Genomic DNA, 21,549 nt, shown 5'->3' with positions numbered 1-21,549 from the left:
CGCCGCCATCGCTGCGCCGGCGCTGCCGGCGGCCACCGCGCCGGCCGCGGGAAGCGATTCGGTGCGGGCGTCGGACGTGGTCGCGGCGAGCGCGCGTGCGCGCATCGCGACGTCGAGGGCCGTGGGCCGCTCGGCCGGGTCGATGCGCGTCATGTCGCGCAGCAGGTCCCGCCATTCCGGGTCGAGCTCCGCAGGGATCTCCGGTGGGGCCTCGAGTCGGGCGAGGGCGGTGGCGACGCCGGCCGCGTCGGGGAAGGCCCGTTTCCCTGTCAGGGATTCGATCAGGACCAGGCCGAGGGCGTAGACGTCGGCGGGCGGTGCCGGATCGACGCCCTGTACCTGCTCGGGAGCAAGGTAGGCGGCGGTGCCGATCACCTCGCCGGGGTTCGTCACCCGTGCGGTGTCGACGAGATATGCGATGCCGAAATCGGCGAGCTTGGCGCGGAACTCGTGATCGGGGAGGGGAGACGGTGCGAGCAGGACGTTGGATGGCTTCACGTCGCGGTGCACCACGCCGGCGCCGTGTGCGACGTGGAGGGCTTCGCCGAGCTCGGCGGCCATCGTCGCCGCCGCAGACGGGGTCAACGGAGACCGGGCGATGCGCGTCGTGAGGGTGGGTCCCTCGACGAGCTCCATCACGAGGTACGGCGGATCCGCGTCGAGTTGCGCGTCGTAGAGCGTCACCAGCGACGGGTGGTTGAGCGCCGCCAGCACGCTGACCTCGCCGCGCGCACGGCTGTCGGCGGCGACTCCGTCGGCCCCCGAGCGCACAACCTTGATCGCGACCTCTCGGCCGAGGACGACGTCCTCGCCGCGGTACACGTCGGCCATGCCGCCGCGGCCGAGCGTCTCACCGAGACGGTAACGGCCGCCCAGCAGGTCGTCTGCGTGGTCGGTGGTGTCGGGCATGTGCATCCTCCGACCGCGGCGTCCCTCACCGCGCTCGAGGCAACGCTAAACGCATGAAGCCGCGCCGACACCGGGGTTGACGGTGTCGGCGCGGCCTGCAAGCGGGGCGATGCCCCGGAGGTCAGTCGTTCTTCGGGGTGAACGACAGCGACAGCGAGTTCATGCAGTAACGGTCGCCCGTGGGGGTGCCGAAACCGTCGGGGAACACGTGCCCCAGATGCGAGCCGCAGTTCGCGCAGCGCACCTCGGTGCGCACCATGCCGTGGCTGCGGTCCTCGATGAGCTCGACGGCCTCCGGGCGGACCGACTCGTAGAAGCTCGGCCAGCCGCAGTGCGAGTCGAACTTGGTGCCGCTCTGGAACAGCTCTGCGCCGCACGCGGCACAGGTGTACAGGCCGGCGCGGTCCTCATCGAGGAGTTCGCCCGTCCACGCGCGCTCCGTCCCGGCCTGCCGCAGGACGGCGTACTGCTCGGGAGTCAGCTCCTCCCGCCACTGCTCGTCGGTCTTCTCCACGCGATAGCTCATGTGTTCTTCCTTCCCTCGACATATTCAACCGGACGAACCGCCCCGATGTTCCGGGGTGTCGGCGGATCTCGGTCGTACCGTGGGGGAGTGCCCCTCTCCGATCGCGACCGCGCCGTCCTCGATTTCGAGGCGCGCTGGCACGGGCACTCCGGGGCGAAGGAGGAGGCGCTGCGCGCCGAGCTCTCGCTGACCCCTGCGCGCTACTACCAGCTGCTGGGGCGGATCCTCGAATCAGCGGATGCCGTCGCCTACGATCCGGTCCTCGTGCACCGTCTGCGGCGGCTGCAGACTGCGCAGGAGCGGGAGCGGCGCACCCGCTCCAGGGTGCTCCCGGCATCCGCCCGGTAGCATTCTCGGGTGCCGTCTCCGACCTCTCCGCCCGAGCCAGAGCAGCCCACCGCCGCGGACCCGTCCGAGACCGCGGCGCGCTCCGCAGTGAAGGATCGCTTCGACGACCTCCCGGCCCGTCCGGCTCGGATCGGGGCGCACCGCGCCGAGACGCCGCGGCTGCGCGTCGGCGTCATCGTGCTGTGGTCCGTCGTGGCCACCGTCGCCATCGTCACGGCGGGAGTGCTCAGCACCCTGTTCGCGACCGGTCGACTGGGCTTCAACGCCCGTTCGGCGCCCGGTTCGTCGTCGCAGGTGGTCGCACCGCAGGTGGACACGTCGTACGAGGTGCTCGTGCTGAACGCGACCCCCGACGCCGCGCTGGGTGACGCCGTCCGCCAGGACGTGATCGCCGCCGGGTGGGCGGAGGCGGACGTCCAGGAGAGCAACGCCAGCTCCGACGACTTCCCGACCACGACCGTCTATTACGGCACGACCGCCGACGAGGCTGCCGCCCGCGGTCTGGCGGATGCGATCGGCGGCGCCGAGGTCTCCCTCGACGACACGTATCAGGTCGTCGCGCCGCCCGAGACGGCGAGCGCCGGCGGTGACCCGCGATCCCAGCTCGTGGTGATCGTCGGGATCGATTTCGGCTCGGAGTGAGCCCGTCCGTGGCGGCTCGGCCGTCGCGTGTTTCGCCGCCGTAAACACTTGGGTTCGGGAGTGTCAACAAAGCCGGGAACCGCCGGATCCGGCAGGGAGCCGTGGCTAGCATTTCGGGTGTCCCACAGCTTCAGGAGATGCGCATGACCCAGGGAACCGTCAAGTGGTTCAACGCCGAGAAGGGCTTCGGCTTCATCACGCTCGGCGACGGACAGGATGTCTTCGTCCACTACTCGAACATCGAGATGTCGGGGTTCCGCGTGCTCGAAGAGGGTCAGGCCGTCGAGTTCACCGTCGGGACCGGGCAGAAGGGCCCGCAGGCCGAATCCGTCCGCGTCGTCGCCTGACGCCGGTCGGTCAGCCCGCGTAGCGGGCGAGGAACGGCCCGCTCAGCTCGGGCGGGTTGAGTTCCGCGGCGGAGCGGTTCTCGTTGGACTCGGACGCATTGCCGTCGAGCGTGGCGACGGCGTCATCGAACGCGGCGAGAGTCGCTTCGCGCAACCGTGCACGGATGGCGGGGCGGCTCATCCGGGGACCTCTGCGACCGTGATCATCCATTCTTCCGTGCGGTGAGGGGGCCGTTGCCGCGGTGCTCGCCGCGGCGTGTGCCACGGTAGCGCGAGCCGGTGTCGCGCGGCTTGCACTCCCTAGGGTCGAGTGCCAGAATGATTTAGCACTCACTCATCCTGAGTGCCAGAACTATCCCGCTCCCAGTCCCTGGGGGCACGGTACTGAACCTCACGTCCGGGAGGGACGACACACTTATGGCAAAGATCATCGCTTTCGACGAGGAGGCCCGCCGCGGCCTCGAGCGCGGCCTCAACACCCTGGCCGACGCCGTCAAGGTGACCCTCGGCCCCCGTGGCCGCAACGTCGTGCTCGAGAAGAAGTGGGGCGCTCCCACGATCACGAACGACGGCGTGTCGATCGCCAAGGAGATCGAGCTCGACGACCCGTACGAGAAGATCGGCGCGGAGCTCGTCAAGGAGGTCGCGAAGAAGACCGACGACGTCGCCGGTGACGGGACGACGACCGCCACGGTCCTCGCTCAGGCGCTCGTGCGCGAGGGTCTGCGCAACGTCGCGGCAGGTGCCGACCCGATCTCCCTCAAGAAGGGCATCGAGAAGGCCGTCAAGGCGCTCTCCGACGAGCTGCTCGCCGGCGCCAAGGAGATCGAGACCAAGGACCAGATCGCGGCGACGGCATCCATCTCGGCTGCCGACCCCGAGATCGGCGAGCTCATCGCCGAGGCCATCGACAAGGTGGGCAAGGAGGGTGTCGTCACCGTCGAGGAGTCCAACACCTTCGGCACCGAGCTCGAGCTCACCGAGGGTATGCGCTTCGACAAGGGCTACATCAACCCCTACTTCGTCACCGACGCCGAGCGTCAGGAAGCGGTCTTCGAGGACCCCTACATCCTGATCGCGAACCAGAAGATCTCGAACATCAAGGACCTTCTGCCCGTCGTCGACAAGGTGATCCAGGACGGCAAGGAGCTCCTGATCATCGCCGAGGACGTCGAGGGTGAGGCTCTCGCCACCCTCGTGCTCAACAAGATCCGCGGCATCTTCAAGTCGGCTGCCGTCAAGGCCCCCGGCTTCGGCGACCGTCGCAAGGCCCAGCTGCAGGACATCGCGATCCTCACGGGTGGCCAGGTCATCACCGAGGAGGTCGGTCTCAAGCTCGAGAACGCCACCCTCGACCTGCTCGGCCGTGCGCGCAAGGTCATCATCACCAAGGACGAGACCACGATCGTCGAGGGTGCCGGTGACGCGTCGCAGATCGAGGGTCGCGTGACCCAGATCCGTCGCGAGATCGAGAACACCGACAGCGACTACGACCGCGAGAAGCTGCAGGAGCGCCTCGCCAAGCTCGCCGGCGGCGTCGCCGTCATCAAGGCGGGTGCGGCCACCGAGGTCGAGCTCAAGGAGCGCAAGCACCGCATCGAGGACGCCGTCCGCAACGCGAAGGCGGCCGTCGAGGAGGGCATCGTCCCCGGTGGTGGCGTCGCGCTGATCCAGGCCGGCGAGAAGGCGTTCGCGAGCCTCGAGCTCGAGGGCGACGAGGCGACCGGCGCGAACATCGTCAAGGTGGCCATCCAGGCTCCCCTGAAGCAGATCGCGCTGAACGCCGGTCTCGAGCCCGGTGTCGTGTCGAACAAGGTCGCCGAGCTCCCCGCGGGCCAGGGCCTCAACGCCGCCACGGGCGAGTACGTCGACATGTTCGCCGCGGGCATCATCGACCCGGCCAAGGTCACGCGCTCCGCGCTGCAGAACGCCGCGTCGATCGCAGGTCTGTTCCTGACCACGGAGGCCGTCGTCGCCGACAAGCCCGAGAAGGTCGCGGCGCCGGCAGGCGACCCGACCGGTGGCATGGACTTCTGATCCACCGCTGAACGGCTCACGAAGGGCCCCTCCTCCGGGAGGGGCCCTTCGTCGTCCGGCTACGGCCCAGGCTTCCGCAGAGTCTCATGCAGAAGTCAAGGGAGCATCCTTCTCGGTCGAAGCGGACGAGTCTGGGTCCAGGCGTCGAGCACGCAGCAGTGGTGGTCGTCATCGCGCAGCGTCGCACGGGCCGTCACGTCGATTCGAGGAGGTTCCCATGACAGACCACGATGACTCCGCCGCCCACGCCGACGACGCGCCCCCGCGGAACGGTTCGGACAGCGACGGGACCGAGAAGCCCGGAGGTCTCGGCAAGGACGGCACCATCCCCGCCGATCCGGACGGCGTCGCCGCCGGGCACAGCGACACCGCGTCCCACTTCAACGCGGAGGAAGACGAAGACGCGTCCTGACGGGCGGGAGACGTCTCGTCAGCACGAAGGGCCCCTCCTCCGGGAGGGGCCCTTCGTCGTCCGCCGACGGTCAGCGGAACATGCTGGCCGCGGCCATCTCGGTCTGCGCGTACTGCTGACCGACCGCGCCGAGCGCCGTGCTGATGTCGGCGAGCGCGGCATCCAGTTCGCGTTGCGCTGCGCGCCAGCGCTCGACGACGGACTGGAAGGCGACCGACGCGCTCCCTGTCCACGACCCCTGCAGCTGGGTCAGGTGCCCGAGCATCGCGGTGGTCTCGGACTGGACACGGTCGCCCGTCGCACGGATCGTGCTGGTGGCGGCGAGGACGGCGTCACTGTCGACGGTGAAGGTGGACATCGCGGTTCCTTTCGATCGGATGCCGCCACGCTAGGAGCCGGGCAGGAGCGATCCGCGAGCAGGCCGCGGCCCTGGGGACGCCGGCGAAAGGCGCGTGCCTGGGGAGGAGGCGTCAGGCGTCCTCTCGCGGGGCGCGCGGCAGCGGCTGGGTTGCGAGATCGAGTGCGGCGCCGGCCGTCGCCCGGTCGACCGCGAGCGGCAGCCACACCGTGAACGTCGCGCCGCCGCCGGGGGTGTCGGTCACCTCGATCGTGCCCTGCAGGGTCGCCACGATCGACGCGACGATCGACAGTCCGAGCCCCGACCCGCCGGTCTCGCGGGTGCGCGAGGAGTCCGCGCGCCAGAAGCGCTGGAAGATCTTGGCGCGGATCTGCTCCGGGATGCCCTCACCGTGATCGGCGACCGCGATCCAGCCGCGCGCGGTCTCGAGGTCCGCGCCGACGGAGAGCTCGATCGGCGAGCCCTCGGGGGTGTAGCGGCGCGCGTTGCCGAGGAGGTTCGCCACGACCTGCCGGATGCGGTTCTCGTCGCCGAGCACGATCGGCGCCGGGGTGGCGGGGACGACGGGCACGACGATCGGCGACGTCTCCAGTGCGGGGGGCGGGGCATCCGCTCGGCCCCGTCGGCGCAGCAGTCGTCCGGCGCCGGCGATCGGTCCGCCGCGGCGCTTGGGCGATGCCGGGTCGGGCTCGGTGAGCATGGCGAGGGGGATCGCCGAGCTCGGCGCCTGCCCGGTGAAGGTGACCTCGCGATCGGGCGCCGCCGCGCGGGCGTCGAGGGCGGCGTCGCGGGCGATGGGCCGGAGGTCGACCGGGACGACGGCGATGTCGCGCTGCTCGTCGAGGCGCGCGAGGGCGAGGAGGTCCTCGACGAGGGCCCCCATCCGGATTGCCTCCTTCTCGATGCGTTCCATGGCCTGCGCCGTCTGCTCCGGGTCCTGGATCGCCCCCATCCGGTAGAGCTCGGCGTACCCGCGGACGGTCACGAGCGGGGTCCGCAGTTCGTGGCTCGCATCGCCGATGAAGCGCCGCATCCGCTCGACCGTGGAGTCCCGCTCGCCGAGGGCCTCGTCGATGCGGTCGAGCATGACGTTGATCGCGGTCTTCAGGCGCCCGACCTCGGTGCCGGGAGCGATGTCGCTCATGCGCTGACTGAAGTCGCCCTTCGCAATCGTCATGGCGGTCGATTCGACCTGCCCGAGACCGCGGAACGCGAGGGTGACGAGACCGCGGGTGAGGACCGCGCTGCAGAGGATCGTGAAGAGGGCGAGCGCCGTGTAGATGCCGATGTAGTTGGCGACGGTGCGGTTGACGTCGTTCAGGGGCAGTGCCACCAGCTGCGTGTAGTAGTCCCGGGAGCCGGGGATCGGCAGGGTGTCGACGCTGGCGCGGTAGCGGACGGTGCCGTCGGCCGAGGCGAGGTCGAAGGGCGCCGTCCCGTTGAGGACGGTCTGATCGAGGGAGAACGTCGAAGGGAACTCCGGCGGGGAGAGCGAGGAGTCACCGCCCGCGACGGCGAGGAGCCGCCCGTCGCCCTTGCCGCTGTAGACGGCGACGGAGAAGTCGGTCGGCGCCGCCGCGATCGGGGTGAAGGTCGCCTCGCCGTCGTCGAGGTCGACGTTCATGAGGTTGCTCGCGATGTCGGTCGTGACCGTCTGGGTGAGCGACTGGTCGACCGCGTTCAGCTGCGCGTTGCGCAGGAAGATCATCGTGCCGACGCCGGCGCCGATCATCCCGAAGGCGAGGACGCTGACGGTGACGCCGGTGACCTTCGCGCGCAGACTGAGGCCGCGCCACCACCGGGTGACGCGGTCCTGCTTCTCGGTCGGGCCCAGGGGGCGCCTCCGTTCAGGCGGTGCGGTCGGCCTTCAGCATGTATCCGAAACCGCGCTTGGTCTGGATGAGCGGCTCGGAGGAGTGCGGGTCGATCTTGCGGCGCAGGTAGGAGATGTAGCTCTCGACGATGCCGGCGTCGCCGTTGAAGTCGTACTCCCACACATGGTCGAGGATCTGCGCCTTGCTCAGCACCCGGTTCGGGTTGAGCATCAGGTAGCGCAGCAGCTTGAATTCGGTGGGGGACAGGTCGATCGAGACGTCGCCGACCTGGACGTCGTGCGTGTCCTGGTCCATCGTGATCTCGCCGGCCTTGATGATCGAGTCCTCGTCGGCCTGCATCGTGCGGCGCAGGATCGCCTGGATACGGGCGACGATCTCGTCGAGGCTGAAGGGCTTGGTGACGTAGTCGTCGCCGCCGGAGTTGAGGCCCTCGATCTTGTCCTCGGTCGCATCCTTCGCGGTGAGGAAGAGGATGGGGGCGGTGTAGCCCGCGCCGCGGAGGCGCTTGGTGACGCTGAACCCGTTCATGTCGGGCAGCATGACGTCGAGGATGATGAGGTCGGGTTCTTCCTCGAGGACGGCCGAGATGGTCTGGGCGCCGTTCGCGACGGCGCGGACCTGGTATCCGGCGAACCGAAGACTCGTGACCAGCAGGTCCCGGATGTTCGGCTCGTCGTCGACGACGAGGATTCGCGCAGCGGTCATGAGCCCATACTGGCACCGGAATCCATCGGTTTGCTGGACATTCCGGCGTCGGGTCGCCTCAGGGTACGATCCCCGCCCGGCGTGGGACAGGATGGAACGGTGACTGTTCCGCAGCCCCGACCTCCCCAGCCCCTTCCCGCCGACGCGACCGGTTCCGGTCTCGCATTCCACCGGCTCGTCTTCGCGCGCCAGCGCCGCGGCTGGTGGGTGCCGATCGTCACCGGCATCCTCGGTGTCGTCTTCTTCCTCGTCGGCTCGCTCCTGATCGGGCTGGTCTTCGGGATCCTCGTGTTCGCTGCGGACCCCGGCGCCGGTGCCGAGGTGATGCTGCGACGGCTCACGGTCATGGACGTCACCGATCCGGTGGGGCTCGCGGTCATCCTCCTCTCGCTCGCCATCCTCTGGCCGTCGTACCTTTTCGCCTCGTGGATCGTCGCGGGCAAGCGGATCGGCCACATCTCGTCGGTCGCGGGTCGACTGCGGTGGCGATGGATGCTGGTGTGCACCGGTGCCGCCGTCGTGGTCTACATCGTGGTGTCGGCGCTGACCTTCCTGATCCCCGTCGAGGAGGGCTCGAGCGGTGACCTGGTCGCGCCGCAGGACAACCCGTCGTTCGTCGCGTCGCTCCTGGTCGTGCTGCTGCTCGTCCCGTTCCAGGCGACCGCCGAGGAATACGTCTTCCGCGGCTACCTCATGCAGACGGTCGGGCGCTGGCTGCGGCATCCTGCCTGGGCGATTCTCCTGCCCGTGCCGCTGTTCGTCTTCGGGCACGTGTATGACGTGCTGGGGCAGACGAGCGTGGCCGCGTTCGCCGTCGCGGCGGGCTGGCTGACCTGGCGGACCGGGGGACTCGAGGCGGCCATCGCGCTGCACGTGATCAACAACATCGTCGCGTTCGGGTTCTCGGTCTTCGGCCTCAGCGACGCGAACGCGACCGACACGACCGTGCTCGGCCTGGTGTCGTCACTCGTGATGATCGGCATCTACGTCGGGGTCGTGGAGTGGCTGTGGCGCCGCGGCGACGGTCGTCGCACGCTGCGTCTGACACCCGCACCCGAGCCTGTCTACGCTCCGCCGGTCTACGGTCAGCCGATCTACGGACAGCAGCCTGTGTACGGCCAGCCGCCGATGTATGGGCAGCAGCCGGTGTACGGCCAGCCGCCGGTGTATGGCCAGCCGCCGGTGTATGGTCAGCCGCCTGTGTATGGTCAGCCGCCTGTGTACGGGCAGCCTCCCGCCGACGGGCAGCCGCCCCTCGTTCCCGAGCCGCAGCCGACGCCGCCGGCCGAGCCGTACTCCGGCCCGCCGCTCGAGCCGCACCAGGCGCCGCGATGGGGCGAGTATGCGCCCGCCCCCGCCTCCGCGCCGAGCCCGGACCCGACGCCGACCGCCTCGGACCGGGGCTCGTCGTCGGACACCAGCGGCCCGTCGGGCGACGGCGGGGCATCCGGATCGTCCTCATCGTCGGACTGACGCCGAACCTCCGCGTCGCTCAGGCGGCGCGGAGGTCGTCGGCGTCGAGGATCGTGTAGCTGTAGCCCTGCTCGGCGAGGAACCGCTGGCGGTTCTGCGCGAAGTCCTGGTCGACGGTGTCGCGGGCGATGAGCGTGTAGAAGCTCGCCTTGTGCCCGTTCGACTTCGGACGCAGGAGGCGCCCGAGGCGCTGCGCCTCCTCCTGACGCGACCCGAACGAACCCGACACCTGGATCGCGACGGAGGCGTCCGGCAGGTCGATCGAGAAGTTCGCGACCTTCGAGACGACGAGCACCGGGATGCGGGCGTGCCGGAACGCGTCGAACAGCTCTTCGCGCTCGTCGACGGGCGTCGAGCCGGTGATCTTGGGTGCGCCGAGTTCCTCGGACAGCACGTCGATCTGGTCGAGGTACTGCCCGATGACGAGGATCTGCTCGCCCTGGTGCTTGGCGACGAGGTCGCGGACGACGTCGATCTTGGCGTGCGCGGTCGCCGCGAGGCGGTACCGCTCGTCGTCGGCGGAGGCCGCGTACTCGAGGCGATCGGATGCCGGCAGGTCGATGCGCACCTCGTAGCAGACCGCGGGCGAGATGAAGCCCTGCGCCTCGATCTCCTTCCACGGGGCGTCGAACCGCTTGGGCCCGATGAGGCTGAATACGTCGCCCTCGCGGCCGTCCTCGCGCACCAGTGTCGCGGTGAGGCCGAGTCGCCGCCGTGCCTGCAGGTCGGCGGTCAGCTTGAACACGGGGGCGGGCAGCAGGTGCACCTCGTCGTACACGATGAGACCCCAGTCGAGCGCGTCGAGGAGCGCGAGGTGGGCGTACTCGCCCTTCCGCTTCGCCGTCAGGATCTGGTACGTCGCGATCGTGACGGGCTTGACCTCCTTGGACTGGCCGGAGTACTCGCCGATCTCCTCGGGTGTGAGTGAGGTGCGCTTGAGCAGCTCGTCGCGCCACTGCCGGGCGCTGACGGTGTTCGTCACGAGGATGAGGGTCGTCGTCTTCGTGTCGGCCATCGCCGCGGCGCCCACGAGCGTCTTGCCCGCCCCGCAGGGGAGTACGACGACACCCGATCCGCCCTCGCTGAAGATGTCGACGGCCTTGCGCTGGTACGGGCGCAGCGTCCAGCCGTCCTCGTGCAGCTCGATCTCGTGCGGGGTGCCGGGGGTGAACCCGGCGTGGTCCTCGGCCGGCCAGCCGATCTTCAGCAGCTCCTGCTTGATCTGGCCGCGCGCCCACGCGTCGATGACATAGGTGTCGGGCGTCGGGTGCGCGATGAGGAGCGGCTGGATGCGGCGGTTCCGCGCGATCTCGGCGAGCACGGCCTTGTCGGTCGAGCGCAGGATGAGGGTGCCCTCGTCGTCGCGCTCGATGACCAGGCGCCCGTAGCGGCCGACCGTCTCGCGGATGTCGATGGAGACCGACGGCGGCACGGGGAACTTCGCCCACCGCTCGAGGGTCGCCAGCATGTCCTCGGCGTCGTGGCCTGCGGCGCGGGCGTTCCACAGGCCCAGCCGCGTCACGCGGTAGGTGTGGATGTGCTCGGGGGCGCGTTCGAGCTCGGCGAAGATCGCGAGTTCGTGCCGCGCGTTCTCCGCGTCGGGATGCGCCACTTCGAGCAGCACGGTGCGGTCGCTCTGGACGATGAGGGGGCCGTCAGCCATAACGGACGATTCTACCGGCCCCGCCGGTCGCCCCGGCCCGACCGGCCACGGTGCGGGACCGGTCAGGCCGGGCGCACGCTCACGATGCTCGACAGCGGGAGGGTGCGTTCGACGTCGGCGGCGCGGTCGCGGCCGCGCAGGCGTCCGCCGCCGAGACCCGCCGCCTCGAGCGTCACGTCGCGCGAGGAGCCGTCCGGCATGCGCACCGTGATCTCGATCGTCGCGCGGGTGCGGACGGCCTGGTCGAGCTCGCGTTCCAGCCAGGCGGCATCCGCGTCGTCCGACAGACTCGCCCGGAGCGTCTCGATGAGGGTGCGGTACCGCTCGGATGCCGGGGGTTCGGGTCCGGCGTCCTCGACCGCCTCGTGCCGACCGAGCGCGCGCGGCGAGCCGTCGGCGTCCACGGCGAGCACGGGATAGCGGGCGTCCGCGAGCATCCAGTAGGTCGTCTCGGGGCTCGTGCGCGTGACGAGGTCGTCGCCATCGAGCACGAGTCCGAGCGGACGCAGCGCCTGGTCGACGCCTATCGCCTCCAGGAGGTCGGGATCGCCCGAGACCCGCGTGTACCCCTGCTGGTCCGGTCCGACGCGCAGCCGGCCGTGACGCGCGGCGGCGCGCTCGATCTCGTAGGCCAGCGGCTGCGGCACGCCCGTGAGCGACAGGTCGGTGAGGAAGGCGGTGAGGGATGCCGCGGTCTCGCCGGCGGCGAAGGCGGCGCCGATCGTCTCGGCCGTGAACCGGTACGTCGCGGCCTGCGCACGCGATTCGCGCCGCGCCGTCGTCCGCAGGCGCTGGTCGAGTCGGGGCTCGAGCGGACCGGGGGCGATCGCCGTCAGGTCGTTCTGGAGGTAGACCTTGTCGACCTCGTGGGGGAGGAGGGAGCGCAGGGTGCCGGCGTCGGCATCCGCTCCGGCAGCGAGTCCCGCCGCCCACGTGGGCGGCGTGCCGTCGGGGGCGGTCATGGCCCACTGCGTGAGCATGGCGGCGAGGTGGCCGACGCGATCGGGCCACGCCGGGTCGAACGGATGGGCACCGGGCCACTCGGCGGCGGGGCGCCATCCGCCGTCGGGCGTGCGGAGCGCGCGGGGGAGTCGGTCGCGCAGGCGGTGGGCGACGTCGAGCCAGCGCTCGAGGGTGCGCGTTCCGAGCCACCGCGTCCCCGCGTCGGAGACCGTCCAAGTCCGCTCCGAGCCCGACAGCAGTCCCGCGTGCGCCGCGATCGCGACGAGGGTGTCGGCGTCCTCCGACGTGTGCGCGGCTCCGATCTCGACGAGGCGGCGGCGGTCGCCGGCGCTGAGCGCCCCCGAACCGATGCGTCCGAGCGGGCTGCGCGAGGCGGCGTGCAGGATGTCGGCGAGCGAGGCGACGGCGTCGAAGGCGCGCTCGGCACTCGCGGCATCCGATTCCGCTCCGCCGTCGAAGACCGTCGGGGCGGTGACGGGGGTCGCCGAGCCGAGCGCCGTCGCGACCGCCTCATAGGGGCGTCCGGCGTCATCGACGAGGGCGCGGGCCACCAGGCCGTCCCGGACGGCGGGGGAGACGGCCACACCGTTTCGCACGGCCGCGCGCAGGGCGGCGGCGTCGACGTCGGACACCTCCGCCAGTGCACGGGTCAGCTGCGCGGGATCGAGCAGGGCGTCAGCGGCGTCGAAGAAGTCGGTCCAGGAGGTGCGGGGGGAGACGTGGCGGGCGTCGAAGAGGGCGGCGAGGGCGTCCGGATCGAGTGTCGCGAGGCGGGTCGCGAGAGCACGAGCGTCGGATGCGGTCACGTCAACGACCCTTGTTGGCCCGTCTCCGTCGCACGAAGGTCATGATCAGCAGGGTCAGCAGCAGCGCGAAGGCGATCGGCGGCGCGACGTAGACGATCAGCGTCACGACGGGCCAGAACCCGGTCGCGAAGTCGGCCTGCTCGAGGCCGCCCGGACCGGACGCGATGATGATCGAGAAGAAGCAGACGACCGAGAGCACCAGCAGCCCGAGGGACATGAACGCCAGGATGCGGTCGATGCGACGGACGGGAAGATCGCCGGCCGAGGGCGGAGTGCTCATCCGATCAGAGTAGCGGCTCGCCGGGGTGCCGTAGTCTGGTCGTGGGGCTGAGACGGTCCCACTTTTCCATGCCCGCACGCGGGCTCGAGCAGCGAGGTTTCGACACATGCCCACCGGCAAGGTCAGGTTCTACGACGAGGCGAAGGGATTCGGCTTCATCACCGACGACGACGGTCAGGACGTCTTCCTGCACGCGACGGCGCTCCCCGCCGGGACCACCACGATGAAGCCCGGCACGCGCCTGGAGTTCGGCGTCGCCGACGGCCGCCGCGGCCTGCAGGCGCTCGCGGTCCGTGTGCTCGACGCACCCGTCAGCCTCAGCAAGCGCAACCGTCCGAAGGCCGACGACATGGCCGTGATCGTCGAGGACCTCGTGAAGCTCCTGGACGGGATCGGCGGCGACCTGCGTCACGGCCGCTACCCGAGCACGTCGCACGGCAAGAAGGTCGCGGCGATCCTGCGCAAGGTTGCCGATGACCTCGATGCCTGAGCAGCCTTCAGAGGCGGAGCTGCCCGCGGAGGCGGAGCAGGCCGCCGAGGCCGAGCAGGCCGCCGAGGCGGAGCAGCCTGCCGAGGCGGAGCAGCCTGAAGCGGCGGAGCCTGCCGCGGTCGAAGAGCCGGAGTCCGTTCCGGACGAGCCGATCGTCGTCGACGAGCGGCTGTTCCACGCGCACGACCTCGCGCGCGCAGCGCTGCGCGAGGTGACTCCGGAGTCGACGATCGGCGAGCCCGCCGGCTACGTCGTCGAGGACGGCGGGGTCGTCTCGCTGCGGTTCGCCAACCGGATGGACGGCTATCCCGGGTGGTTCTGGACCGTCAGCGTGGCGGTCGTCGAGGGCGCCGAGCCGACCGTGCTCGAGGTCGAGCTGCTTCCCGGTGACGGCGCGCTGCTCGCTCCCGAGTGGCTGCCGTGGGCCGAACGTCTGGCCGAGTACCAGGCGGCCCAGGCCGCGGCGGGCGGGGACGACGAGTCCGAGGACGACGAGGACGACGACGCCTCCGATGAGGACGAGGACGACGCGGAGGACGCCGAAGACCTCGATGCGGCCGACTTCGACAGCGACGGGTCGCCGATCCTGCACGCCGGGGACGTCGACGGCGTCGACATCGACGAGCTCGACGACACCGCCGCCGATGCCGAGCAGACGGCCGACGACGACGATGAGTCGGACGACGACGACGACGACGAGGACGACGAGGACGACGAGGACGACGAGTCGGGGGAGTCGCTGCGCGAGTACTGACGCGCGGCATCCACTGTCACACGACGGCGGCCCCGGGGAATCGCTCCTCGGGGCCGCCGTCGTACAGCCGGGTCAGTCGGCGAGGTGCTCGACCGTGTAGTCGATCGCCTGGATGAGCGTCCGCACATCGGACGGCTCGATCGAGACGAAGGTCGCGACGCGCAACTGGTTGCGGCCGAGCTTGCGGTACGGCTCGGTGTCGACGATGCCGTTGGCGCGCAGGCTCTTCGCGATCGCGGCGGCATCCACCGAGTCGTCGAAGTCGATCGTGACGACGACGGGGGAGCGGTCGGCGGGGCTCTGGACGAACGGGGTCGCGAACGAGGCGGCATCCGCCCACTCGTACAGCGCACCCGACGACTCCGCGGTGCGGGCACCCGCCCAGGCGAGCCCGCCGTTGCCGTTGATCCACTGCAGCTGCGTGTCGAGCAGCTGCAGCGTCGCGATGGCGGGGGTGTTGAGCGTCTGCTGCAGGCGCGAGTTGTCGAGCGCGTTCTTGAGGCTCAGGAACTCCGGGATGTACCGACCGGATGCCGCGACCCGCTCGATCCGCTCGATGGCGGCAGGCGACACCGCGGCGTACCAGAGGCCGCCGTCGGAGCCGAGGTTCTTCTGCGGCGCGAAGTAGTAGACGTCGGTCTCGGTGACGTCGAAGTCGATGCCGCCGGCGGCGCTCGTCGCGTCGACGACCGTCAGGGCGCCGGCGTCGCCGTGCACGCGGGTGATCGCGGTCGCGACGCCGGTCGACGTCTCGTTGTGCGGCCAGGCGTAGACGTCGACACCCTCGGCCGCCTCCGGGGCGACGCTCGTGCCGGGCTCCGCCTTGCGGACGTCGGGGGCCTCGAGCCACGGGGCGGCTGCGGCCGCGGCGAACTTGCCGCCGAACTCGCCGAAGACGAGGTTCTGGGCGCGCTTCTCGATGAGGCCGAAGGCGGCGGCATCCCAGAACGCCGTCGAGCCGCCGTTGCCGAGGATGATCTCGTAGCCGTCGGGCAGGCGGAGGAGCTCGGCGAGACCGGAGCGGGTGCGACCGACGAGGTCCTTCACGGGGGCCTGGCGGTGCGACGTCCCGAACAGCGACGCTCCCTGCGTGACGAGCGCCTCGAGCTGCTCGGCTCGGACCTTGGACGGGCCGCAGCCGAAGCGTCCGTCGACGGGCAGGAACTCGGGGGGCAGGGTCACAGTCGCCATGCCGAGAAGTCTAGGGCGAGAGCCCCCGGCGCCCCGGCCGCGTGACGCCCCGTGAGCGGATGCCGGATAGGCTGGGAACGCACTGTCTCCCGCGCGAAAAGGCCACTGATGACCGACCTCATCGACACCACCGAGATGTATCTGCGCACCATCCTCGAACTCGAGGAGGAGGGCATCACGCCGCTCCGCGCACGCATCTCGGAGCGCCTCGGGCACTCGGGTCCCACGGTGTCGCAGACGATCGGGCGCATGGAACGCGACGGTCTCGTCGTCGTGTCGGAGGATCGCAAGCTCGAGCTCACCGACCCGGGGCGCCAGAAGGCCGTCGACGTCATGCGCAAGCACCGCCTCGCCGAGCGGCTGCTCTCGGACGTCATCGGTCTCGACTGGGCCTACGTCCACGAAGAGGCGTGCCGCTGGGAGCACGTCATGAGTGAGCTCGTCGAGCGTCGCCTCATCGAGCTGCTCGATCACCCGACCGAGTCCCCGTACGGCAACCCGATCCCGGGACTCGACCAGCTGGGCGACGTCCCGGCGAACGCATTCGACAGCGGTGTCGTGGGTCTGGTCCGCCGACTGATGGATGCCGGTGGCCCGATCACCGGCAGCGTGCGGCGTTTGGCGGAGCCGATCCAGGTCGATCCCGAACTGCTCGCGCAGCTGCGCGACGCGGGAGTCGTCCCCGGACGCACGGGCACCTTCCGCTTCAACGAGGGGTACGTCCTCGTCGAGATGGACGGTGTCGACGAGGCCCTCGAGCTGCCCGTCGAGGTCGCCTCCCACATCTTCCTCGTGGACGTCCGCGAGATCTGAGCCGTCGTCACCGGCCCTCGGTTCGGGGGCGGGAGCGTGACATATTCGTTACCTTCGGGTAGCCTCGGAGAGTCCATCGGCGAGAAGCCCGCCACGGACCGCTCCGCGAGTTGCCTCTCCGGCTCGTCATTCGCGAAGTGCCCCGTACATCTGTGCCCGACACTGAGTGCCGACGAGCCAGCATCCTGCCAGCAGGGATGCGGAGGCGCCGGAGGACAGCTTGGCTGAAGAGTTCCACCCGTCGAACGAGATTTCTGAGGCGTCGACGGCCCCCCGCAAAGGTCGTCTGAGCCGCCGCGTCGCCGCGAAAGCGCCCGCGACCCGTTCGACCGCCACCCGTCCGCACCCCGTCCGCAGCTTCGTGACCGTCGCCGCCGTCGCAGGCATGGTCGCCACCGTGGCCATCCCCGCCTTCGCGGCGGCCGACCGCGGTGACGTCGCCGAGGCGCGCACGCTGCAGCAGATCTCCGCCGACGACGCGCAGTCGCTCGTCGTCGCCTCGGAGGGCAGCCCCGAGACGCTCGAGCGCGGCGGCTACTCCGCCACGACTCCCGAGGAGATCGCGGCCGCCAAGGCGAAGAAGGCAGCGGAAGAGGCGGCCAAGGCTGCTCTCGCCGCGCGCCTCGCCGCGGCATCCAGCGCGTCGAGCTCCAGCTCGCGGTCGTCGAGCTTTTCGTCCTCGGTGCCGCTCGTCGCTCCGGGATCGGGCACCGTACGTCGCCCGCTCGCTAACTTCGACAACTTCGGCCGTCCGTACGCCGGTCACAAGGGAACCGACTACATGGACGGTCGCGGCGAGCCGATCTACTCGGTCGCCGACGGCACCGTGGTCGCCTCGTCCGAGTCCGGACCGGGGTGGGGTGTGTACGTGAAGATCGCCCACAACATCGGCGGCACGAGCGTCACCTCGCTCTACGCGCACATGGACTGGGGCACGCGTCGCGTCTCGGTCGGTGAGAAGGTCTCGGCCGGGCAGCTGATCGGTCAGGTCGGCGACACCGGCCGCGCCAACGGCACCCACCTGCACCTCGAGATCCGCGTGAACGGCGGATACACGAACGCCGAGTCCTGGCTGCAGGCCAACGCGGGCTGACGACACACGGCATCCGTTCGTCTGCTGTTCGCCCTCGGGCCTCCTTGGGTGTATTACCCTGACCCCGACGCTCGTTCGAGCCGAGGGGAGCCGCATGGACATCCAACCCCGCATTCGCAACCGGAATGCGCTAGGTCGGCATGTGCTGCGGCATCGTGTGCACGATTGCCACGACGTCGGTCGTGCGATGAAGGCGCTGTCATCATGACAGCGCCTTTTTTCGTGCCCGCACCCCTCTCGACCCGTGCCGCGTCGACGCAACGGAAGGCCGCTGAAGCCGTCACGGCAGTTCGAGAGGACACCCCATGCGCACCCTGGTGCTGAACGCAGGTTACGAACCCCTGGCCGTCGTCTCCTTCAAACGAGCGCTCGTGCTCGTCATGACGGAGAAGGCCACCATCATCGAGCGCGTCGAGGAGGATCCCGTCTGGGGGACCCGAGACGTGTACGACCGTCCCGCGGTCATCGTGCTGACCCGCTACGTGCGGATCCCCGCCGGGCGTCGCGTGCCCGTCACGCGCCGCGGGGTGCTGCGACGCGACGGCAACCGGTGCGCCTACTGCGGCAAGAGCGCGACGACGATCGACCACGTGCTGCCGCGGTCGCGCGGGGGAGCGGACTCGTGGGAGAACCTCGTCGCCGCGTGCCTGCGGTGCAACAACGTGAAGGGCGACCGGACTCCCCAGGAGATGCACTGGGAGCTGCGGTGGACGCCATCGGCCCCGCGCGGCGCCGGCTGGCGCGTGCGGGGGACGGAGCGCACCGACCCGGCGTGGGAGCCGTACCTGGCGCTCGCCGCGTAGGCGGTTCGGTCGGAATACTCGTGGACGGGTCGCGTTGGGCCGTATATACCCCGGGTCGGCGGCCCGCGCCTGCTCGAGGAGATCGGGGCGAGCGAGGTGGATGCCGCCGAGGCGTGGCGCGCGGACGGGGCGATCATCCTGCACGTCGTCCGGGACGGCGCGGTCGTGGGCGGACTGAAGCTCGCGGACGAGGTGCGGCCCGAGTCGCGGGAGGCCCTCGACACGCTGCATCGGATGGGCGTGCAGGTGGTCATGATCACGGGCGACGCCGAGGCGGTCGCGCGGTCGGTCGGGGACGAGCTCGGGATCGACCGGGTGTTCGCGCAGGTGCGCCCCGAGGACAAGTCCGATGCGGTCGCCGCCCTGCAGACGGAGGGGCGCACGGTCGCGATGGTCGGGGACGGGGTCAACGACGCACCGGCGCTGGCCCGCGCGGATGTCGGGATCGCGATCGGAGCGGGCACCGACGTCGCGATCGCCTCGGCGGGTGTCGTGCTGGCGGGATCCGATCCGCGCAGTGTCGTCTCGGTGATCGCGCTGTCGCGCCGGTCGTACCGCAAGATGCAGCAGAACCTGTGGTGGGCGGCCGGGTACAACCTGCTGTCGGTGCCGCTCGCGGCGGGCGTACTGGCGCCGGTCGGGTTCGTGCTGCCGATGTCGGTCGGCGCGATCCTCATGTCGCTGTCCACGGTCGTCGTCGCGCTCAACGCGCAACTGCTGCGACGGATGGACCTGCGGCCGGAGGTCAGCGTCCGCGAGGTGTGAGGGCGGGGCTCACTCCCCGGAGGCGACCCACGCGTACGGCAGGAACTTGCCGTCGATCGTGATGACGACGCGGTCGCCGTCGGGGTGGGGGACCCGGTCGAGCGAGATGCTGCAGTTGATGGCGCTCATGATGCCGTCGCCGAAGCGGTCGTGGATGAGGGCCTTCAGGGCCGGTCCGTAGACCTGCACAAGTTCGTGGAGGCGGTAGATCGTGGGGTCGCTCGACAGGTCGGCCTCCGCAGCACGGTTGGGTTGGCGCGTCAGCGCGTCGACGTGAGCCGCGTCGAGACCGAGCGCGGCGCCGAGGCGTTCGGCTTCCGTCTCGGCGAGGGCGTGCATGCCGAGGACGGCGGCCGCTGTCCAGACCGGTGGCCGGCCGATGAGCTCGCTCACGGCGTCCCACGAGAGCCCGGCCTTGCGGCGGAGCTCGTCGATGACGGCGCCGGCGGCCTGCTTGCTGAGGAGGGGGGTGAGCGTCATGAGGGTTCCTCTCGTCGGGGTCGTCCCCCACTCGACCAGCTCGAACGGCGCGGGAAGCAGGAAGATCGCGCACGGATGCCGGCATTTCGCGCACGTGTAACACGGTCGCCACGCGCGCGACCCGCCGAGGCAAAGCGCGCTGCCTAGCGTGGGCGCATGGCGGCCTTGGACCGGTGGATGCACGCGGTGGTGGATGCCGTCGCGCAGCCGCTGTGGGTGATCGGTCCCGGCGGGGCGGTGGCGCACGTCAACGCCGCCGCCGGGCGCCTGCTCGGCTACGACGATGCGCGCACGCTCGTCGGTGGGTCGAGCCACGAGATGCTGCACGCCCGTCGGCCCGACGGCTCTGCCTATCCCGCCCACGAGTGCCCCATCGTCCATGCGTCGTCCTCGGGCGGTGATCCGCACGGGGTCGAGGTCTTCGTGACCCGTGCGGGGCGGCCGGTCGACGTCGCGTGGCGGGTGGCGGACCTGCCTCTGCCGGAGCATCGCCTGCTCTCGTTCGCCCCGCAGCCGGGCGTGCCCGTCGGGCGGGGTGTGCCGTCGGCATCCGCTCTGCGTGCGCGGATCGCGGCGCGTCACCGGGACCCGGAGTTCGGCGTCGACGTGCTGGCCCGCGACGCGCACGTCTCGGTGCGCACCGTGCAGGCCGTTCTCGGGCGCGTAGGGGAGAGTCCGGCGACGCTCATCCGCGAGCACCGCCTCGCGTCGGCGCGGGAGCTGCTGCGCGAGGGGATGCCGGTCGCCGCCGCCGCGTACGGCGCGGGTTTCCGGGATGCCGACACCTTCGCGCGCGCGTTCCGTCGCCGCTTCGGCGTGGCGCCGGGTGCATTCGCGCGCGCCGCGCGCTGAGCCGCGGCATCCGCTCGAGGCGATGAGCTGGGCGCGAGCGATGTCGGAGGCCGTGCGTATCTTCGAACTCGACCGCTTGAGTCACTCGAACAAAGCTTCTACCATGTCGAGGTGAGATCCATCGTGCGAAACACCGCCACTGCCCAAGAGGTGCAGCGGCTGCGTGCGCAGATGGCAGAGATCCAGGGGCGCAAGCTCGATGCGCCGCCCCTTCCCACCCATCCTGCCCTGGCCGAGCTGCTGCCGGGCGGGGGACTGCGTCCCGGTTCGTCGTATGCGATCGGCGGATCGATGTCGCTGCTGTTCGGTCTGCTCGCGCAGCCGTCGCAGACGGGCAGCTGGTGCGGGGTGGTCGGAATGCCGGGGTTCGGTGCCGAAGCAGCCGAGAAGGCGGGGGTCGACCTCTCGCACCTCGTGCTGATCCCGGAGCCCGGGCCGCGCTGGCTCGCGGTGACCGCGACGATCGCCGACGTGCTCCCGGTCGTCGCGGTGCGACCACCGTCCCGGGCGAAGGACGCCGAGATCTCGCGGCTCGCGGCCCGCATGCGCGAGCGGGGCGTCGTGCTGCTCGTGCAGGGTCCGTGGCCGCAGACCGAGGCGATGATCGACGTGACGGATGCCCGGTGGTCGGGCCTCGGCGACGGATACGGCGTGCTCGAGGGGCGCGAACTGACCGTCACGGTGACGAGTCGGCGCTTTCCGGTGCCACGGTCGTCGCGGATGCTGCTGCCCGCCCCCGACGGGGCGATCGCGGTGCGCGCGCAGCCCGTCGCCCCCGTGGTCGACCTGCCGATGCGGGCGGTGAGCTGATGGATTCCGCGCTCGTCGACACCGGCACCGAGCCGGTCCGCAGCCTCGTCGTGTGGGTGCCGGACTGGCCGGTCGTCGCGCTCGCCCGCGAGGGCCTCGCCGACGCCGCGCAGCCGATCGCCATCTTCGCCAAGGGGACGGTCGCGGCGACGTCGCCCGCCGCGCGCGGCGACGGGGTGCGACGGGGGATGCGG

At 70.7% G+C, this 21,549-nt stretch carries 24 protein-coding genes and 2 pseudogenes; 15 read left to right on the top strand and 11 right to left on the bottom strand.

The window, feature by feature from the left end:
• Window positions 1–909: serine/threonine-protein kinase (locus tag NH287_RS11885; protein ID WP_253035789.1), on the bottom strand; the 909-nt coding region annotated here is incomplete at its 3' end.
• A 121-nt stretch (window positions 910–1,030) separates the two neighbouring features.
• Entirely contained in the window at window positions 1,031–1,435 is a 405-nt protein-coding gene (gene msrB / locus NH287_RS11880; RefSeq protein ID WP_064001523.1) for a peptide-methionine (R)-S-oxide reductase MsrB, read from the bottom strand.
• An 87-nt stretch (window positions 1,436–1,522) separates the two neighbouring features.
• Between msrB and NH287_RS11875 the strand changes: the two genes are divergently transcribed.
• The 3 genes from NH287_RS11875 to NH287_RS11865 all read left to right on the top strand — a co-directional run bounded on the left by NH287_RS11875 (window position 1,523) and on the right by NH287_RS11865 (window position 2,772).
• Window positions 1,523–1,783 carry a DUF3263 domain-containing protein gene (locus tag NH287_RS11875; RefSeq protein ID WP_064001524.1) on the top strand — a complete coding sequence of 87 codons (261 nt, stop codon included), beginning with the start codon at window positions 1,523–1,525 and terminating at the stop codon, window positions 1,781–1,783.
• 9 nt (window positions 1,784–1,792) lie between these two features.
• Complete coding sequence (locus NH287_RS15390; protein WP_253035788.1) at window positions 1,793–2,425, top strand: LytR C-terminal domain-containing protein; 633 nt, start codon at window positions 1,793–1,795, stop codon at window positions 2,423–2,425.
• 143 nt (window positions 2,426–2,568) lie between these two features.
• Window positions 2,569–2,772, top strand: a complete 204-nt coding sequence (locus NH287_RS11865) for a cold-shock protein (RefSeq protein WP_064001526.1) — start codon at window positions 2,569–2,571, stop codon at window positions 2,770–2,772.
• A 10-nt stretch (window positions 2,773–2,782) separates the two neighbouring features.
• Here the strand turns inward: NH287_RS11865 and NH287_RS11860 are convergent, their stop codons facing one another.
• A complete protein-coding gene (locus NH287_RS11860; protein ID WP_253035787.1) occupies window positions 2,783–2,953 on the bottom strand; it encodes a hypothetical protein in 171 nt (56 codons plus the stop codon).
• 236 nt (window positions 2,954–3,189) lie between these two features.
• On the opposite strand from NH287_RS11860, the gene groL reads away from it, so the two are divergent.
• On the top strand, window positions 3,190–4,809 hold the full coding sequence (groL, locus tag NH287_RS11855) for a chaperonin GroEL (protein WP_253035786.1): 1,620 nt from the start codon (window positions 3,190–3,192) through the stop codon (window positions 4,807–4,809).
• 217 nt (window positions 4,810–5,026) lie between these two features.
• On the top strand, window positions 5,027–5,221 hold the full coding sequence (locus NH287_RS11850) for a hypothetical protein (protein ID WP_064001529.1): 195 nt from the start codon (window positions 5,027–5,029) through the stop codon (window positions 5,219–5,221).
• A gap of 70 nt (window positions 5,222–5,291) precedes the next feature.
• On the opposite strand, the gene NH287_RS11845 is transcribed toward NH287_RS11850, so the two are convergent.
• The 3 genes from NH287_RS11845 to NH287_RS11835 form a co-directional block, all read right to left on the bottom strand.
• Window positions 5,292–5,579, bottom strand: coding sequence for a WXG100 family type VII secretion target (locus NH287_RS11845; protein WP_253035785.1), 288 nt, complete (start codon window positions 5,577–5,579; stop codon window positions 5,292–5,294).
• Window positions 5,580–5,691: 112 nt separating this feature from the next.
• A complete protein-coding gene (locus tag NH287_RS11840; protein WP_253035784.1) occupies window positions 5,692–7,311 on the bottom strand; it encodes a cell wall metabolism sensor histidine kinase WalK in 1,620 nt (539 codons plus the stop codon).
• 115 nt (window positions 7,312–7,426) lie between these two features.
• On the bottom strand, window positions 7,427–8,119 hold the full coding sequence (locus NH287_RS11835; protein WP_036311868.1) for a response regulator transcription factor: 693 nt from the start codon (window positions 8,117–8,119) through the stop codon (window positions 7,427–7,429).
• 99 nt (window positions 8,120–8,218) lie between these two features.
• Between NH287_RS11835 and NH287_RS15290 the strand changes: the two genes are divergently transcribed.
• Window positions 8,219–9,592, top strand: coding sequence for a type II CAAX prenyl endopeptidase Rce1 family protein (locus NH287_RS15290; RefSeq protein ID WP_308210410.1), 1,374 nt, complete (start codon window positions 8,219–8,221; stop codon window positions 9,590–9,592).
• 19 nt (window positions 9,593–9,611) lie between these two features.
• Here NH287_RS15290 and NH287_RS11820 read toward each other — a convergent pair whose 3' ends face one another.
• The 3 genes from NH287_RS11820 to NH287_RS11810 all read right to left on the bottom strand — a co-directional run bounded on the left by NH287_RS11820 (window position 9,612) and on the right by NH287_RS11810 (window position 13,304).
• Window positions 9,612–11,255 (bottom strand): DNA repair helicase XPB, encoded by a 1,644-nt coding sequence (locus NH287_RS11820; RefSeq protein WP_217531214.1) that lies wholly within the window; start codon window positions 11,253–11,255, stop codon window positions 9,612–9,614.
• Between the two features lie 62 nt (window positions 11,256–11,317).
• Entirely contained in the window at window positions 11,318–13,024 is a 1,707-nt protein-coding gene (locus tag NH287_RS15385; protein WP_253035783.1) for a helicase-associated domain-containing protein, read from the bottom strand.
• A 1-nt stretch (window position 13,025) separates the two neighbouring features.
• On the bottom strand, window positions 13,026–13,304 hold the full coding sequence (locus tag NH287_RS11810) for a multidrug ABC transporter ATPase (protein WP_253035782.1): 279 nt from the start codon (window positions 13,302–13,304) through the stop codon (window positions 13,026–13,028).
• 106 nt (window positions 13,305–13,410) lie between these two features.
• On the opposite strand from NH287_RS11810, the gene NH287_RS11805 reads away from it, so the two are divergent.
• Together NH287_RS11805 and NH287_RS11800 are read left to right on the top strand one after the other, a co-directional pair.
• On the top strand, window positions 13,411–13,794 hold the full coding sequence (locus tag NH287_RS11805) for a cold-shock protein (RefSeq protein WP_064001536.1): 384 nt from the start codon (window positions 13,411–13,413) through the stop codon (window positions 13,792–13,794).
• Window positions 13,778–14,548: a DUF3027 domain-containing protein gene (locus NH287_RS11800; protein WP_308210409.1), complete on the top strand. Its 771-nt coding sequence runs from the start codon at window positions 13,778–13,780 to the stop codon at window positions 14,546–14,548. Before NH287_RS11805 ends, NH287_RS11800 begins: the two co-directional genes overlap by 17 nt.
• Window positions 14,549–14,620: 72 nt before the next feature.
• Here the strand turns inward: NH287_RS11800 and serC are convergent, their stop codons facing one another.
• Complete coding sequence (gene serC / locus NH287_RS11795) at window positions 14,621–15,739, bottom strand: phosphoserine transaminase (protein WP_253035781.1); 1,119 nt, start codon at window positions 15,737–15,739, stop codon at window positions 14,621–14,623.
• Between the two features lie 108 nt (window positions 15,740–15,847).
• Here serC and NH287_RS11790 point away from each other — a divergent pair, with 108 nt between their 5' ends.
• The 4 genes and pseudogenes from NH287_RS11790 to NH287_RS11775 form a co-directional block, all read left to right on the top strand.
• Window positions 15,848–16,552, top strand: a complete 705-nt coding sequence (locus tag NH287_RS11790) for a metal-dependent transcriptional regulator (protein ID WP_253035780.1) — start codon at window positions 15,848–15,850, stop codon at window positions 16,550–16,552.
• Window positions 16,553–16,772: 220 nt separating this feature from the next.
• Window positions 16,773–17,645 carry a M23 family metallopeptidase gene (locus NH287_RS11785; RefSeq protein ID WP_253035779.1) on the top strand — a complete coding sequence of 291 codons (873 nt, stop codon included), beginning with the start codon at window positions 16,773–16,775 and terminating at the stop codon, window positions 17,643–17,645.
• Between the two features lie 305 nt (window positions 17,646–17,950).
• On the top strand, window positions 17,951–18,448 hold the full coding sequence (locus NH287_RS11780) for an HNH endonuclease (RefSeq protein WP_064001540.1): 498 nt from the start codon (window positions 17,951–17,953) through the stop codon (window positions 18,446–18,448).
• A gap of 51 nt (window positions 18,449–18,499) precedes the next feature.
• A pseudogene (locus tag NH287_RS11775) lies at window positions 18,500–19,213 on the top strand (HAD-IC family P-type ATPase); the annotation flags it as partial.
• 9 nt (window positions 19,214–19,222) lie between these two features.
• On the opposite strand, the gene cynS reads toward NH287_RS11775, so the two are convergent.
• On the bottom strand, window positions 19,223–19,693 hold the full coding sequence (cynS, locus tag NH287_RS11770; protein WP_253035778.1) for a cyanase: 471 nt from the start codon (window positions 19,691–19,693) through the stop codon (window positions 19,223–19,225).
• Window positions 19,694–19,849: 156 nt separating this feature from the next.
• Here cynS and NH287_RS11765 point away from each other — a divergent pair, with 156 nt between their 5' ends.
• From NH287_RS11765 to NH287_RS11755, 3 genes and pseudogenes are all read left to right on the top strand, one after another.
• On the top strand, window positions 19,850–20,545 hold the full coding sequence (locus NH287_RS11765) for an AraC family transcriptional regulator (protein ID WP_253035777.1): 696 nt from the start codon (window positions 19,850–19,852) through the stop codon (window positions 20,543–20,545).
• Between the two features lie 123 nt (window positions 20,546–20,668).
• Window positions 20,669–21,355 (top strand): hypothetical protein, encoded by a 687-nt coding sequence (locus NH287_RS11760; protein WP_064002422.1) that lies wholly within the window; start codon window positions 20,669–20,671, stop codon window positions 21,353–21,355.
• Window positions 21,355–21,549, top strand: a pseudogene (locus tag NH287_RS11755) (DNA polymerase Y family protein); the annotation flags it as partial. The gene NH287_RS11760 and the pseudogene NH287_RS11755, both read left to right, overlap by 1 nt.

It is taken from the genome of Microbacterium sp. CnD16-F, from assembly GCF_024124465.1.
GTDB lineage: Bacteria > Actinomycetota > Actinomycetes > Actinomycetales > Microbacteriaceae > Microbacterium > Microbacterium gawkjiense.
The sequence above is the reverse complement of the archived record's forward strand: the minus strand, read 5'-3'. Positions and strand labels throughout refer to the sequence as shown.